General features: G+C 63.9%; 15 protein-coding genes. 1 reads left to right on the top strand and 14 read right to left on the bottom strand.

Features of this window, described 5'->3' with window-relative positions:
* Window positions 1–145: 145 nt before the first annotated feature.
* The 7 genes from F812_RS0106280 to F812_RS0106250 all read right to left on the bottom strand — a co-directional run bounded on the left by F812_RS0106280 (window position 146) and on the right by F812_RS0106250 (window position 7261).
* Window positions 146–859, bottom strand: coding sequence for an ABC transporter ATP-binding protein (locus F812_RS0106280; protein ID WP_020085111.1), 714 nt, complete (start codon window positions 857–859; stop codon window positions 146–148).
* Window positions 860–869: 10 nt separating this feature from the next.
* The gene (locus F812_RS0106275; RefSeq protein ID WP_020085110.1) at window positions 870–2138 is read right to left on the bottom strand and encodes a lipoprotein-releasing ABC transporter permease subunit; all 1269 of its coding nucleotides are present in this window, start codon (window positions 2136–2138) and stop codon (window positions 870–872) included.
* Between the two features lie 29 nt (window positions 2139–2167).
* Window positions 2168–3514 (bottom strand): proline--tRNA ligase, encoded by a 1347-nt coding sequence (gene proS, locus F812_RS0106270; RefSeq protein ID WP_020085109.1) that lies wholly within the window; start codon window positions 3512–3514, stop codon window positions 2168–2170.
* Window positions 3515–3997: 483 nt separating this feature from the next.
* The gene (locus F812_RS0106265) at window positions 3998–4276 is read right to left on the bottom strand and encodes a DUF1467 family protein (protein WP_020085108.1); all 279 of its coding nucleotides are present in this window, start codon (window positions 4274–4276) and stop codon (window positions 3998–4000) included.
* 44 nt (window positions 4277–4320) lie between these two features.
* Window positions 4321–4725: a methylmalonyl-CoA epimerase gene (gene mce / locus F812_RS0106260; RefSeq protein WP_020085107.1), complete on the bottom strand. Its 405-nt coding sequence runs from the start codon at window positions 4723–4725 to the stop codon at window positions 4321–4323.
* Between the two features lie 47 nt (window positions 4726–4772).
* Window positions 4773–6485, bottom strand: a complete 1713-nt coding sequence (locus tag F812_RS0106255) for a ribonuclease J (RefSeq protein ID WP_020085106.1) — start codon at window positions 6483–6485, stop codon at window positions 4773–4775.
* A 41-nt stretch (window positions 6486–6526) separates the two neighbouring features.
* Window positions 6527–7261, bottom strand: a complete 735-nt coding sequence (locus F812_RS0106250) for a biotin--[acetyl-CoA-carboxylase] ligase (protein WP_026867893.1) — start codon at window positions 7259–7261, stop codon at window positions 6527–6529.
* A gap of 181 nt (window positions 7262–7442) precedes the next feature.
* Here F812_RS0106250 and F812_RS22840 point away from each other — a divergent pair, with 181 nt between their 5' ends.
* Window positions 7443–7688: a PilZ domain-containing protein gene (locus F812_RS22840; RefSeq protein WP_020085104.1), complete on the top strand. Its 246-nt coding sequence runs from the start codon at window positions 7443–7445 to the stop codon at window positions 7686–7688.
* A 58-nt stretch (window positions 7689–7746) separates the two neighbouring features.
* Here the strand turns inward: F812_RS22840 and nuoN are convergent, their stop codons facing one another.
* From nuoN to nuoH, 7 genes are all read right to left on the bottom strand, one after another.
* A complete protein-coding gene (nuoN, locus tag F812_RS0106240; RefSeq protein ID WP_020085103.1) occupies window positions 7747–9195 on the bottom strand; it encodes an NADH-quinone oxidoreductase subunit NuoN in 1449 nt (482 codons plus the stop codon).
* 20 nt (window positions 9196–9215) lie between these two features.
* On the bottom strand, window positions 9216–10709 hold the full coding sequence (locus F812_RS0106235) for an NADH-quinone oxidoreductase subunit M (protein WP_020085102.1): 1494 nt from the start codon (window positions 10707–10709) through the stop codon (window positions 9216–9218).
* The gene (gene nuoL, locus F812_RS0106230) at window positions 10706–12658 is read right to left on the bottom strand and encodes an NADH-quinone oxidoreductase subunit L (RefSeq protein ID WP_020085101.1); all 1953 of its coding nucleotides are present in this window, start codon (window positions 12656–12658) and stop codon (window positions 10706–10708) included. The genes F812_RS0106235 and nuoL overlap by 4 nt, the downstream gene beginning before the upstream one ends.
* A gap of 109 nt (window positions 12659–12767) precedes the next feature.
* Window positions 12768–13076, bottom strand: coding sequence for an NADH-quinone oxidoreductase subunit NuoK (gene nuoK / locus F812_RS0106225; protein WP_020085100.1), 309 nt, complete (start codon window positions 13074–13076; stop codon window positions 12768–12770).
* Between the two features lie 36 nt (window positions 13077–13112).
* A complete protein-coding gene (locus F812_RS0106220) occupies window positions 13113–13745 on the bottom strand; it encodes an NADH-quinone oxidoreductase subunit J (RefSeq protein WP_020085099.1) in 633 nt (210 codons plus the stop codon).
* Window positions 13746–13812: 67 nt separating this feature from the next.
* The gene (gene nuoI, locus F812_RS0106215) at window positions 13813–14301 is read right to left on the bottom strand and encodes an NADH-quinone oxidoreductase subunit NuoI (RefSeq protein WP_020085098.1); all 489 of its coding nucleotides are present in this window, start codon (window positions 14299–14301) and stop codon (window positions 13813–13815) included.
* Window positions 14302–14313: 12 nt separating this feature from the next.
* Window positions 14314–15360, bottom strand: a complete 1047-nt coding sequence (nuoH, locus tag F812_RS0106210) for an NADH-quinone oxidoreductase subunit NuoH (RefSeq protein ID WP_040498021.1) — start codon at window positions 15358–15360, stop codon at window positions 14314–14316.

The following is a 15360-nucleotide window of genomic DNA, read 5'->3' as shown; positions in this document are numbered from 1 at the left end:
CTCTATCGTGCTTCTTGAGCGAGCATGCGCACAGCAAGTCCGTGAAACCGGACCCAAGGTCATCATCGCGCGTGCGCCCATCAGGCGCTGTTCCCCCGGAAACAAGCCTCCGAGGGAAGAAACAGGGATGTTTAGGCGCCGATTGTTACACGGCTTGCGGCGAAATTTCGACCAGATGACCGCTGTCGAGCACCACGACGCGGTCCATTCGTCGCGCCAAGTCCAGGTTGTGGGTGGCGATAAGGGCCGCCACGCCCTCGCTGCGGAACAGGCCGATCAACTCGTGGAACACCAGCTCCGAGGTTCGCGGATCGAGGTTGCCCGTGGGCTCGTCGGCCAGGATGAGGCGGGGCCGGTTGGCGAGCGCCCGGCAGATCGCCGTACGTTGCTGCTCGCCGCCCGAGAGCTGCGCGGGGCGGTGATCGAGACGCTCGGCGAGGCCCATGGAGGAGAGCAGCTTGCTCGCCCGCTCCTCGCCCTCGCGCCGCGAGCGGCCGAGCAACATCTGCGGCAGTGCGACGTTCTCGAGCGCCGAGAACTCCGGCAGCAGCTGATGGAACTGATAGATGAAGCCCATCTCCGCGCGGCGGATACGGGTTCGGTCCTGATCGTCGAGCGTTGCGCAATCGCGTCCGGCGATAACAACATGCCCCGCGTCCGGCGTCTCGAGCAGGCCCGCGATGTGCAGTAGCGTGGACTTACCCGTGCCCGAGGGACCGACGAGGGCCACGCACTGGCCGGGCCAGACGTCGAGGGAGGCACCGGCCAGAACGTTGATCTCGCGCGTGCCCTGGTGGAAGGTCCGCTGAAGGCCGATCAGGCGGAGGACGGGGATGTGCTGTGCGTTCATGTCCAGCATGGCGCCCTCCTCACTCGTACCGAAGCGCTTCGACGGGATCGAGCCGTGAAGCGCGCCACGAGGGATAGAGCGTGGCGAGCACCGAGAGCGTCATGGCCATGGCGACGATCGACGCCGTCTCAACCGGATTGATGTCGGCCGGCAAGCGCGTGAGATAGTAGACGTTGGGATCGAACACCTTCGTGCCTGCCACCCAGGCGACGAACTGGCGGATCTCCTCGATGTACGAGCAGAACACGACACCGAGGACGAGGCCCGCGAGGGTGCCGACGATGCCGATGGAGGCGCCGGTGATCAGGAACACGCGCATGACGGCGCCTTTTGTGGCGCCCATCGTTCGCAGAATCGCGATGTCGCGCCCCTTGTCCTTCACCAGCATCATGAGGCCGGAGATGATGTTGAGCGCGGCGACGAGCACGATCAGCGAGAGAATGATGAACATCACGTTGCGCTCGACTTCGAGCACGGTGAAGAACGTCTCGTTGCGTTGTCGCCAGTCCGTCACATTGATGGTGGGGCCCGCCTCGGTGCGTATACTTCGCGCCGCCTCATCCACCGCCTCGGGGTCCTGGATGACGACCTCGAGGATATCGACCTCGCCCATCTTCGAGAAATACCGCTGGGCTTCCGACAGCGGCATGAAGATCATGGTCCTGTCGTATTCCGACATGCCGAGCTCGAAGATCGCCGTCACGGGATAGGTTTTCGAGCGGGGCGCCGTGCCGAAGGGCGTCGCTGCTCCGCGCGGCGAGATGATCGTAATGCTGTCGCCCACGTTGATCCGCATCGAGTTGGCGAGGCGCATGCCGATGGCCAGTCCGCCGGACTGGTCGAAGCCATCCAGGGTGCCGTAGCGGATGTTGTCGGAGACGAGTTTCAGCGCCTTGAGATCGCCCTCCGTGATCCCGCGCACGGCGGCGCCGGCCGCCTGCACGGTCGAGGACACCATCACCTGGCCTTCGATCAGAGGGATGGCGCGCTCCACGCCCTTGGCCTTCGCAACGGCCTTGGCGATGTCGGGGTAGTCGTTGAACGGCGCGCCGATCTTGTAGACGACCACATGGCCGTTGAGGCCCAGGATCTTGGCGAACAGATCCTTGCGGAAGCCGTTCATCACCGCCATCACGATGATGAGCGTGGCGACACCCAGCATGATGCCGAGAAACGAGACGGCGGCCGTGACGGAGATGAAGCCTTCCTTGCGGCGCGCCCGCAAGTAGCGGGAGGCGAGCAGCCACTCGAACGGCGCGAAAGGCTTCGTGTCGATCGATGCGGCCATGCGGCGCCCCCTCCTTTTTTGCGTCGCTCTCAGGCGAGAACGCGTTGGTCTATGACGCTTCGAATGGTGCGCTCGAGGCCGACCTCGATCGGCAGCGTCTCGCGCGCGCCGGTCTTGCGGTCCTTGATCTCGATCTCACCCGCCTTCACGCCCTTGGGACCGACGATGACCTGATAGGGAATGCCAATCAGGTCCATGGTGGCGAACTTGGCGCCCGCCCGCTCGTCGGTGTCGTCGTAGAGCACATCCACTCCGGCCGCTTCGAGGCGTGCCTTCACGTCGAGGGCCGCCGCATCGGTTGCCTCGTCACCAGCCTTGAGATTGACCACGGCGACCTCGAACGGCGCGACGGGCACGGGCCATACGATGCCCGCGTCGTCGTGGCTCGCCTCGATGATCGCGCCGACGAGGCGCGACACGCCGATGCCGTAAGATCCCATCTCGAGCGTCACCTGCTGACCATCGGGCCCCTGCACCCGGCACCCCATGGGCTCCGAATATTTGGTCCCGAAGTAGAAAATGTGGCCGACCTCGATGCCGCGGGCGGAGACACGCTTATCGGCCGGCACCTCGCTCTCGAAGCGCGCGGGATCATGCTTCTCCTCGGTGGCAGCATAGAGGGAGGTCCACTGGTCGAAGATCGGCGTCAGATCGCCCGTGAAATCCGTATGTGCGCCGGGGATCTCTCCCTCGATCAGGTCCTTGTGACAGAACACCTGGCTTTCGCCGGTTTCCGCCAGGATGATGAACTCGTGCGAGAGATCGCCGCCGATGGGGCCGGTGTCGGCCTGCATGGGAACGGAGCGCAGGCCCAGGCGCGCGAACGTGCGCAGATAGGCGACGAACATGCGCCGGTAGGCCGCGCGCGCCGCATCCTTGGTAAGATCGAAAGAATAGGCGTCCTTCATCAGGAACTCGCGGCCGCGCATCACGCCGAAACGGGGGCGGATCTCGTCGCGGAACTTCCATTGAATATTGTAGAGGTTCTTGGGCAGGTCCTTGTAGCTCTTCACGCTGTCGCGGAAGATCGTGGTGATGACCTCCTCGGCGGTGGGGCCGAACAGCATGTCCCGATCGTGGCGATCGGTGATGCGCAGCATCTCCTTGCCATATGCCTCGTAGCGCCCGCTCTCGCGCCAGAGATCGGCGGACTGGATCGTGGGCATGAGCAGCTCGACGGCACCGGCCCGGTTCTGCTCCTCACGAACGATGTTCTCGATCTTCTTCAGAACCCTGAGACCGAGGGGCAGCCACGAGTAGATGCCGGCAGCCGACTGGCGAACCATTCCAGCCCGCAGCATCAGCTTGTGCGAGAGGATCTCTGCTTCCTTGGGGTTGTCGCGGAGGACGGGCAGGAAAAAGCGCGAAAGATGCATGGGCCATGTCTTAGGTTGCGGCGCAAACGCGGCCGGGAGGGCGCACGGAGGCCCTTGCGGGCCGCCAGCGGGGCTCTCGAAAGCTCCGGGGCCGTCAATAGCCAGGATTGGGGTTAAGGGCAATCAAGCATCTGAAAACCGCCCGTGGATTGCCCAATCGGACGGCAAATCCCGAGGGAAGCCAAATCGCGAGCAGGGGTCCGCATCAGCTTTGGGCATCTGCGTTTTTTTGTACCTTGCCCCGTGACATAGCGCCGCCGTTCGGTTATGGTGCGCTCGTTCACGTGACAGGGGCGAGGCCAAATGATCCAGATGGCTCGGGGCCCAAGTCTAGGGAGAAAAAAGGCCTGAGGGCCGGAGCTAGTCTCTGGGAACTTCGAGCCAGAAAAGAGCAGACGGCGCGAAAAGCGCCGCCGAGTGGCAAGAGCAAGGCAGTCGCCTTGCTCTTTGCATTTCAGGCCCCCGAAACATGAGCGTAAAGCGTCAGCGAATGACGCCGCCGGGCACGTTCATCTCGCCGGGAATGTAAAGCCCGAGCCAATCATACTGCAGGCCCCACCACACCGCGGCGAATGTGATTGCCGCGACGATGGTGTTGATGAAAAGCGTGCGCAGGATGCGCGGCGTGGCCGGGGCGCTGGCGGGCGTTCCCTCCACCACCTCGCCGACCTCGCCCTGGGTCTTCACGCCGAAGGGAAGCACGGCGAACAGCGTGAGCCACCAGATCATGATGTAGAGCGCGATACCGAGGCTAACGGTCATCTCAGTCTCCCTTCCAGGGCGGTGGTGCTGGGTCTGCCCGGAGCCTAGACCTGCTCCAGCTCCGTCAGCGTTCCGCAGAAGTCCTTGGGGTGCAGGAACAGCACCGGCTTGCCATGGGCGCCGATCTTCGGGTTGCCGTCGCCGAGCACGCGGGCGCCCTGCTCCTTCAGTTTATCGCGCGCGGCGAGAATGTCCTCCACCTCGTAGCAGACGTGATGGATGCCGCCGTCGGGGTTCTTCTCGAGGAACTTGGCGATCGGCGAGTTGGCGCCGAGCGGCTCGAGGAACTCGATCTTAGTGTTGGGGAGCGTCACGAAGACGACCGTAACGCCGTGCTCCGGCTGCGGAAGCGGATCCGTCACCACGGCTCCGAGGGCGTTCTTGTACACCGCAGTCGCGGCGGCCAGGTCCTTGACCGCGATGGCCACGTGGTTCAAGCGTCCAATCATCTCCGACTTCCCCGATCTCAGTAACCAAAATAGGAGCCGAGCCGCGCTCAGCCCTTTCCTTCGATCACGCTCACCAGCACCTTGACAATAGGCTTCTTGCCCCAGGCATCGGCCACTCCACTCCGCACGGCCCGGCGCACGGCCTCGGCGACCATCTCGATGTCGCGGCGGCGATCGCGGGGGATGCTTTTCAGAGTGCCCTCGACAGTTCCGAGCACGATTTCGCCCATGGGCTCGCCGTCCGCGTCCTCGGCGGGCACGCCGTCGATGGCGATCTGCGGCTCCGCCATCAGCTCGCCGCGCCGCGACAGCGCGAGCGCTACGACCACGATGCCGACGAAGGCCAGCTTGCGCCGTTCGCGCACAGGGCCGTCGCCCGAGGGGACGATCAGATTGCCGTCGCGGAACAGGCGCCCCACGGGCGCGTCATCGACGATGCGCACCGGGCCGGGCGAGAGGCGCACGATCTCGCCATTGTAGGCAACCTGAACCTCCGCGACACCGGCTTCGCGCGCGAGCTCAGCGTGCGCCTTGAGATGGCGCGCCTCGCCGTGCATCGGCACGGCGATCCGCGGGCGCGTCCAGGCATAGAGCTGGCGCAGCTCGTCGCGGCGAGGATGGCCCGTGACGTGAACCAGGGCCTCGTTGTCGGTGAGGACCTCGACCCCCATACGCACGAGGCTGTTCTGAATCCAGCCGACGGCCTTCTCATTGCCTGGGATGGTGCGCGAGGAGAAAATCGCGAGATCGCCCTTGTCGAGCGAGATGTCGGGGTGCTCGTTCTCGGCGATACGCGCCATGGCGGCGCGCGGCTCGCCTTGGCTGCCGGTGCAGAGGCAGACCACGTTGGAGCGCTTGTACTCCGAGAACTGCTGCTGATCGACGTAGCGGAAGCCTTGCGGCAGGTAACCAGTATCGATCGCAACGTCGATGACGCGATGGAGGGCGCGGCCGGCGACAACCAGCTCACGGCCCGCGGCGCGGGCGGCATCCGCCACGGCCTTCACGCGCGCAACGTTGGACGCGAAGGTCGTCACCGCGACGCGATGGGGCGCCTCCTTCACGATAGCGGTCAGCGACTTGGCGACATCACGCTCGGAGGGCGACTGGCCTTCGCGCATGGCGTTGGTGGAGTCGCAGATCATGGCGAGCACGCCTTCATCGCCCAACGCGGCCAGGCGTTTCTCATCGGGCGCGCCGCCGATCAGGGGGGTGCGGTCGAGCTTCCAATCGCCGGTATGGAGCACGAGACCCGCGGGCGTACGAATGGCGAGGGCGCTGCTCTCCGGAATGGAGTGCGACATCTCGATGAACTCGACGTCGAACGGACCGGCCTGGAAGCGGCCGTTGAGCTTGACCTCGCGGATCGGGATCGCATGTTTGCCGCCGTACTCCGCGAGCTTCGCCTTCAGCATCCCAGCTGTGAAGGGCGTGGCGTAGACCGGCACGCCGAGGCGCGACCAGAGATCCACCACGGCGCCGATATGATCCTCGTGCGCGTGCGTGATGACGATGCCGGCGAGCGCGCTCCGCTCCTCCTCGATGAAACGGAGATCCGGGAAGATCACGTCGATGCCGGGGTCGTCCTCGCCTTCGGGAAAGGTGATGCCGAGATCGACCATCAGCCACTTGCGCGCGTCGGGCGGTCCGTAGCCATAGAGATAGGCATTCATGCCGATCTCGCCCAGGCCGCCGAGGGCCAGGAAGACCAGCTCGTCCTGCCCGTGAGGCCGGCCCCGTTTCGTGCGCTCTTCAGGCATTCGCCGCCTTCTGTCTTTTCTTTCTTGAACCGCGATCCCGATCAGCGCGAAAGCGAGACGTCTCCGAACGTAAATCGCCGTACGCCGCTTTCCGTTTCGAGCGTCAACGCACCTTCCGGGTCGAGACCAAGGAAGGCGCCGGAAACCCGCTCCGAGCCGGTGTGGATACTCATGCGTTCCCCTATAGGATGGGCGCGATTTAGCCAAGCCTCCCTGACGGCGGCAAAATCAGCGCCTTCGTCCCACGTTTCGAGCCAGATCTGGGTGGCGGTGGCGATCGCGGCAAGCAGCACCTCGGGAGACGGCGACAGGCCATGGGCGGCCAAACTGGTCGTCGGACGGTCCGGCAGCTCAGGAGAAGAGCGGATGTTGATCCCCACGCCGATGATAGCGGCGAGGCCAGCGGGGACGGCGCTGCTCTCGATCAGGATGCCACCAGCCTTCTCGCCCCCGATCAGGATGTCGTTGGGCCACTTGAGGCGCATGCCGGATGGCGCGCCTTTCATATCGGCCGCGCCGATGGCGTCGAAGACGGCAACGCCCGCAACGAGGGAAAGCTGGTAGGCTTTGGGTGCAGGCGCCTTGAGCGTAACTAGCAAGCTGGCTTGGAGATTTCCCGGCTCGGACGACCAGCTTCGCCCTGAGCGACCCCGGCCAGCCGTCTGGCGATCGGCCGCGATCCAGAGGGGGCCTCGCTCGCCCGCCACCGCGCGCCGCATGGCCTCCGCGTTGGTCGAATCCGCCTCTGCGAGGTGCTCGATCCGAAAAGCCGTCATTAGGTTGAGATCCGTCCGCGTGCGCGGCTGAGACCTGACGGAATGCGACATCTCATCCCGTCCCCTCGGTAAGCCGTCATTAAACACCTGAAATATATCATATATGACATCGATCAAGAATTAGGGCTGGCAGGCAAAAAATGGTGGCCGCCCAAAACGACAGCGCATCTCAGGAAGCACTATGTCTATCACGGCCCGCGCCGCATCTCGCAAACCTACAAACAAAGCCGGCCTGATCCAAGTGAGCGGCCGCGAGCATACCGTCGTACTGCGGGACGTATCGAAAGTCGGCGCGCGCCTTCGCCCCGTCGGCAATCCCGAGCTTCCCGACCGGTTCAAGCTCATCGCGCCCATGGAAAAGCTCGACGTCGAGTGCGTCGTGATCTGGCGCAAGGGCTACGATGTCGGCGTGAAGTTCGAGGTCTGATCCGCGCGCGATCGCGCCCGGCTCACACCGGCGATGGCTGCGCGGCCGACTCGTCGCGTCAGAAGCTGAACGATTTGGCTGCCGCTGCGGCAGCATCGATCAGCGGCGACGGATAGATCGCATACAGCAGAACGAAGAGGCCTGCGCCGATCATCACCACGCGGACATACGGCGCTGTCGTGGTGAAGGCTGGCTTCGCGTCGTCAAAGAACATCACCTTCACGATGCGCAGATAGTAGAACGCGCCGACGACGCTCGACAGGACGCCGATGATGGCGAGCCCGTAGAGCTCCGCCTTAACGGCCGCCGCAAAGACATAGAACTTGGCAAAGAAGCCCGCGAGCGGGGGAACGCCTGCCAGCGAGAACAGCAGCATGGCCAGAGTGAAGGCCATCGGCAGGTCCGTCTCTGCAAGGCCGGACAGCTCGCTGATCTCCTCTACGGGGCCACTCTCGCGACGCATCGCAAGGATGCAGGCGAACGAGCCGAGCGTCATGACGAGATAAATCGCGAGATAGATCAGCAGGCTTTGAATGCCCTCCTCGCTGCCCGCCGCGAGACCGACGAGCGCGAACCCGACATGGCCGATGGAGGAATAGGCCATCAGGCGCTTGATGTTGGTCTGGCCGATGGCGGCAAAGGCACCGAGCAGCATCGACGCGATGGCAAGGAAGATGACGATCTTCTGCCACTGCACTTCCATGCCGCCGAACGGCTCCGACAGCACGCGCGCCAGAAGGGCGAGTGCGGCCAGCTTGGGCGCTGCGGCGAAAAAGGCGGTGATGGGCGTCGGCGCGCCTTCGTAGACATCAGGCGTCCACATGTGGAAGGGAACGGCCGAAATCTTGAACGCGAGGCCCACGAGCAGGAACACGAGACCTGCGATCAGGCCGAGATTGGTGGCGGCTCCCGGCGCGGCGGCGGCCGTGGCAATCCCCGCGAACGTGGTGGTGCCGGTGTAGCCGTAAAGCAGCGAAGCGCCATACAGCAGCATGCCCGACGACAGCGCACCGAGAACGAAATACTTCATGCCCGCCTCGCTCGAGCGGACATCGTCGCGGCGGATGGCGGCCAGCACGTAAAGCGCGAGGCTCTGCAGCTCGAGGCCGAGATAGAGCGCGATGAGATCGTTCGCCGAGATCATCATCATCATGCCGACGGTGGACAGCAGAATGAGCACCGGCGTCTCGTAGCGGTTCGCGTGCGCGCGGCGCATGTCGTCAAACGAGAGCACGATGGCGGCACCCGAGCCCACGAGCACGAGCAGCTTCACGAAGCGGGCGAAGGGATCGGAGATGAACGCGTCGTTGAACGCGCGCTCGGTGCCCGTCTGGGACAGAAGCGCGACGCCCGTGACGAACAGGACGAGAATTCCGAGCCAGCCGACGCGATCCGCACGCTCGTCCGCCTCGGCACCGAAGGCGCCAAGCATGAGCAGGACCATTGCGCCCGCGGCGAGGATGATCTCGGGAAGGGCGGCGGTGTAGCTCGTCAGCTCAACAGGCATGTGGCCTAGTCCTTGGTGCTCTAGTTCGCAAGCGCTGCGGCCTGGCTCGCGGCCTCGAGCGAGGTCACGAGCGCTTTCACGGATACGGCCGTCACGTCGAGAATGGGTGCCGGGTAGAAGCCGAACAGGATGGTGAGGATGACGAGCGGCGCGAGGATCGCGATTTCACGCGCGTTCACATCCTTCATGGCCTTGAGGGACGGCTTTTCCAGCGGACCGAAAACGACCCGCCGGTAGAGATAGAGTGCATACGCCGCCGACAGGATCACGCCCGTGGTGGCGATGAAGGCCACATAGGTGTTCACCTTGAACGACGACAGCAGGGTGAGGAACTCGCCGACAAAGCCAGAGGTGCCGGGGAGGCCGACGTTACCCATGGTGAAGACCATGAAGATGACGGCGTAAATCGGCATCCGCTCTACCAAGCCGCCGTAGGCCTTGATCTCACGCGTATGCAGACGGTCGTAGACGACGCCGACGCAGAGGAAGAGCGCCGACGAGATGAGACCGTGCGACAGCATCTGGAAGATGGCGCCGTCGATGCCCTGCTGCGTGAAGGTGAAGATGCCCATGGTCACGAAGCCCATGTGGGCGACGGACGAGTAGGCGATCAGCTTCTTGATGTCCTCCTGCACCAGCGCGATGAGCGAGGTGGCGACGATTGCGATCACCGACATGGCGAACACAAGCGGCGCAAGCGTCGCGCTGGCGTCCGGGAACATGGGAAGGGAGAAGCGCAGGAAGCCGTAGCCGCCCATTTTGAGCAGGATGCCTGCAAGAATGACGGAGCCCGCAGTCGGCGCCTCCACGTGAGCGTCCGGAAGCCAGGTGTGAACCGGCCACATCGGCATCTTGACCGCGAACGAAGCGAAGAACGCGAGCCACAGCCAGAACTGCATGTCGGCCGGGAACTTCGTCGTCATCAGGGTCGGGATGTCGGTGGTGCCCGCGTGCCAGTACATGGCCATCATGGCGAGCAGCATCAGCACCGAGCCGAGGAAGGTGTAGAGGAAGAACTTGAAGCTCGCGTACACGCGGCGCGGACCGCCCCAGACGCCGATGATGAGGAACATCGGAATGAGGCCGCCTTCGAAGAACAGATAGAAGAGCACGAGATCGAGCGCGCAGAACACGCCGATCATCAGCGCTTCCAGCACGAGGAAGGCGATCATGTATTCCTTGACGCGATCCTCGATGGATTGCCAGCTCGCCAGGATGCAGAGCGGCATCAGGAACGTCGTGAGGATGACGAACAGCATGGAGATGCCGTCGACGCCCATCTTGTACTTGATGGGGCCGAGCCACTCGCGCTCCTCCACGAACTGGAAGCCTGCCGTGTTCGGATCGAAGTTGATCCAGATGAGCAGAGAGATCGCGAAGGTGATGAGCGTGGTCCAGAGCGTGGCGTAGCGGATGTTCTGCACAGCCTCACGCGAGAGGAGTGCCACGAACAGCGCGCCCGCCAACGGCAGAAACGTCACGACAGATAGAATGGGAGCTCCTGCGATGCTCATGGGGCTCCCCCGCCGCCTGCCAGGATGAAGTACGTCAGAATGGCCGCAACGCCGATCAGCATGGCGAAGGCGTAGTGATATACGTAACCAGTCTGCAGCTTGATGATGCGGCCCGTTCCCCACAGCACGCTTTTCGCGGTGCCATCGATGGTTCCATCGATGACGGCGCCATCGACACCCTTCCAAAGGAAGCGGCCAATCGCAAAGGCGGGACGCACGAAGATGAAGTTATAGAGCTCGTCGAAGTACCACTTGTTGAGAAGGAACAAGTAGAGCGGACGGAAGGTGCGGGCCGTGGCTTCCGGGAGCCATGGGGCCACGATGTAGTAGAGGACCGCAAGGCCGAGGCCGGAGAGCATGGCCACGGTCGGCGCAAGGGGAACCCAGCCCGGAACCTCGTGCATGTGGTGACGGATGTCCTTGCCCGGCGCCTCGAACAACGCGGAGCGCCAGAAATCGGCATAGCCTTCGCCGAGGAAGTAATGCTGGAAGGCGATACCCGCGAACACGGCGCCGGTGGCGAGGACGAACAGCGGGATCAGCATCACCCACGGGCTTTCGTGCGCGTGATCATAGGTGTGATGATCAGCGCGCGTCTGGCCGTGGAACGTGAGGAAGATGAGCCGCCACGAGTAGAACGACGTCATGAAGGCCGCGATGACCAGCACCCAGAAGGCATAGTTACTCGGGGTGTGACCGGCATAGGCCGCCTCGATGATGGCATCCTTCGAGTGGAAGCCCGCGAAGCCGCCGACATGGGGAATGCCAACGCCGGTAAGCGCGAGCGTTCCGATCAGCATCATGATCCAGGTGATGGGCAGCTTCTTCGCCAGTCCGCCCATGCGGCGCATATCCTGCTCGTGGTGCATGCCGTGAATGACCGAGCCGGCGCCGAGGAACAGAAGCGCCTTGAAGGCGGCGTGCGTGAAGAGGTGGAAAACGCCTGCGCCATACGCGCCGACGCCGCAGGCCACGAACATGTATCCGAGCTGCGAGCATGTCGAATAAGCGATGACGCGCTTGATGTCGTTCTGCACGAGGCCGACAGTCGCGGCGAAGAAGGCCGTGATGGTGCCGATGAACACGACCACCTCGAGCGCCGCCGGTGCCAGCTCGAAGAGCGGCGACAGGCGCGCGACCATGAACACGCCGGCGGTCACCATGGTGGCGGCGTGAATGAGGGCCGACACCGGGGTGGGGCCTTCCATGGCGTCCGGCAGCCACGTGTGCAGCAGGAACTGCGCGGACTTGCCCATCGCGCCCATGAACAGGAGCAGCGAAATCAGCGTCAGGATGTCGAGATCGTAGCCGAGGAACGACATCGTCTTGCCGACGAGCGCAGGCGCAGCCGCGAACACAGCGTCCAGGTTGATCGAGCTCGTCATCGCGAACAGGCCGAAGATGCCGAGCGAGAAGCCGAAGTCACCCACGCGATTGACGACGAACGCCTTGATGGCAGCGGCATTGGCCTCCGGCTTCTTGTACCAGAAGCCGATCAGCAGGTAGGAGGCGAGACCCACGCCTTCCCAGCCGAAGAACATCTGAAGAAGGTTGTCGCTGGTGACGAGCGCCAACATGGCGAAGGTGAAGAGTGAGAGATAGGCGAAGAAGCGCGGACGGCTGTCGTCCTCGTGCATGTAGCCGATCGAATAAAGATGCACGAGCGCGGAGACGGTGGTCACCACGACCAGCATCACGGCGGTGAGCGTATCGATGCGGAGCGCCCAGCCGGTATCGAGCTCACCTGAGGTGATCCAGCGGAAGAGCGGTACGCGCGCCGTCTCCCCATCGAACCCAACACGGACGAAGACGACCCACGACAGCACGGCCGTGATCATCATAAGGCCGGTGGTGATGATCTCGGAGGGGCGCGGCCCGAGCAGGCGGCCGAAGAGCCCCGCGATCAGCGCACCCGTGAGCGGCAGAAGAACGATTGCGGTGTAGATCATGCGGTTCTCCGAGGCAGCGGGCAACCAGCAGCCAGCGGCAATGCCGCCTTGTGCCCAAGCCTCGCGCGTACGGTGTTGGCTGCTGCCTGTTTCCGGGTGCCCATCGCCCTCACCCCTTCATCATGTTGATGTCCTCAACCGCGATGGAGCCGCGGTTGCGGAAGTAGACGACGATGATGGCAAGCCCGATCGCGGACTCGGCGGCGGCGACGGTCAGCACGAAGAGTGCGAACACCTGCCCGATGAGATCCGCGTGAAAGTGCGAGAAGGCGACGAGGTTGATGTTCACGGCCAGGAGCATCAACTCGACCGACATCAAGATGATGATCACGTTCTTCCGGTTGAGGAAGATGCCGAACATGCCGAGCGTGAACAGGCACGCCGCGACAGTCAGGTAATGTGCGAGCCCGATCTCCATGCCTTCCCTCCGTTCCCCCTGTTGCTCTCGCGTGCGCTAGTGGTCCGACTTCGAGTCGGGAATAGCGCTGCCGCCCGAGGCAACCTTGACCATCTTGACCGCGGTAGCGGGTCCGCGCGCGACCTGATCGGCGATGGACTGGCGCTTCACGCCTTCCTTGTGCCGCAGCGTCAGCACGATCGCGCCGATCATGGCGACCAGCAGCACGAGGCCCGCGCCCTGAAAGAAGTAGATGTACTTGGTGTAGAGGATCCGCCCGAGCGCTTCGGTGTTGCTCAGATCCTGCGGGATCGGCTGGGCGACCAGAGTGCTCGCGACCGGGCCGATGCCGCGCGCCGCGAGAAGCGCCACAAGCTCGGCCAGCACCACGCCGCCCACCAGCAGCCCCACGGGCGCGTTCTTGATGAAGCCCGCGCGCAGCTCCGCGAAGTCGACGTCGAGCATCATGACGACGAACAGGAACAGCACCGCCACCGCGCCGACGTAGACGATGATGAGCAGCATCGCGAGGAACTCGGCGTTGAGCAGAATGAACAGTCCCGCCGCATTGAAAAACGTCAGGATGAGGAACAGCACGGCGTGCACCGGGTTCTTGGCGACGATGACCGTCGCCGCGGAGGCCAGTGCCAGGACCGCGAAGAGATAGAAAAAGATCGCCGTCAGTGCCATTCCACGGTCCTTCGCGTTTCCACGCGTCCCAACCGCCTCCTTCCGCCCGCGGAAGGAGGCCAATCCCTCACCGATACCGGGCGTCGAGCGCGATGTTCTTCGCGATCTCGCGTTCCCAGCGGTCACCGTTCGCGAGCAGGCGCTCCTTCGAGTAGTAGAGCTCCTCGCGCGTCTCGGTCGCAAATTCGAAATTCGGTCCCTCGACGATGGCGTCCACCGGGCAGGCCTCTTGGCACAGGCCGCAGTAGATGCATTTCACCATGTCGATGTCGTAACGGGTCGTGCGGCGCGTGCCGTCGTTGCGGCGGGGGCCAGCCTCGATGGTGATCGCCTGTGCGGGGCAGATGGCCTCGCACAGCTTGCAGGCGATACACCGCTCCTCACCGTTCGGATAGCGGCGCAGCGCGTGCTCGCCACGGAAGCGCGGCGAGAGGGGCCCCTTCTCGAACGGATAGTTCAGCGTCTTCTTCGGCGCGAAGAAATAGCGCATGGCGAGGAAGAACGCCGAGACGAACTCCGCCAGAAACAGCGATTTCACCCCAAGGGCCAAACGCATGGGTGAGCTCTCCTATGCCGATCTCAGGAACTGCAGCACACCGGCGACGACGACGACCATCGCGAGCGACAGCGGAAGGAACACCTTCCAGCCGAGGCGCATCAACTGGTCGTAGCGATAGCGCGGGACCATGGCTTTGGCCATTGCGAACATGAAGAACATGAACACGACCTTGGCGGCAAACCAGAAGATCCCCGGAACCATGTTCAGCGGCCAGATGTCGAGCGGCGGCAACCACCCGCCGAGAAACAGGATGGTGGCGAGCGCGCACATGGTGGTGATGGCGACGTACTCGCCGAGCATGAACAGCAGGTAGGGCGTCGACGAGTATTCGACCATGAAGCCGGCGACGAGCTCGCTCTCCGCCTCGACAAGGTCGAAGGGCGGGCGGTTGGTCTCGGCCAGGGAGGAGATGAAGAACACCACGAACATCGGCAACAGCGGCAGCCAGTACCAATCGAGCGCGGATGCCGGGAGCCCGAGCGAGGTGCCGATGCCGGTCGTCTGCGAGGTCACGACCGTGGTCAGGTTGAGCGAGCCCACGATCAGGAGCACGGTGATGATGACGAAGCCGAGTGACACCTCATAGGAGATCATCTGCGCGGCCGAGCGCAGTGCGCCCATGAAGGGATACTTCGAGTTCGAGGCCCAGCCGCCCATGATGACGCCGTAGACGCCGAGCGAGGAGATGGCGAGCAGGTAGAGAATGCCCACGTTGAGGTCGGAGATGACCCAGGTGCCCCAGCTGTTCTGGTTCATGGGGATCACGGCCCACGCGGCGAGCGCGCAGGTCGCCGTCGCGAGGGGGGCGAGCAGGAACACGCCCTTGTCGGCACCCGCGGGAATGACGGCTTCCTTGAACACGAACTTCAAGAGGTCGGCGAACGACTGAAACAGGCCGAAGGGGCCGACGACGTTGGGACCGCGGCGCATCTGAACCGCCGCCCAGACCTTGCGGTCCATGAGCAGCAGGAACGCGATGCAGACCAGGAGCCCCACGATGACGAGCAGCGACAGGCCTACCGCGATGGCGAGCCAGATGGCGTAGTCCCAGAGCAT

Source organism: Hyphomicrobium zavarzinii ATCC 27496, from assembly GCF_000383415.1.
Lineage (GTDB): Bacteria > Pseudomonadota > Alphaproteobacteria > Rhizobiales > Hyphomicrobiaceae > Hyphomicrobium_C > Hyphomicrobium_C zavarzinii.
This window is presented reverse-complemented; position numbering and strand designations above follow the sequence as displayed.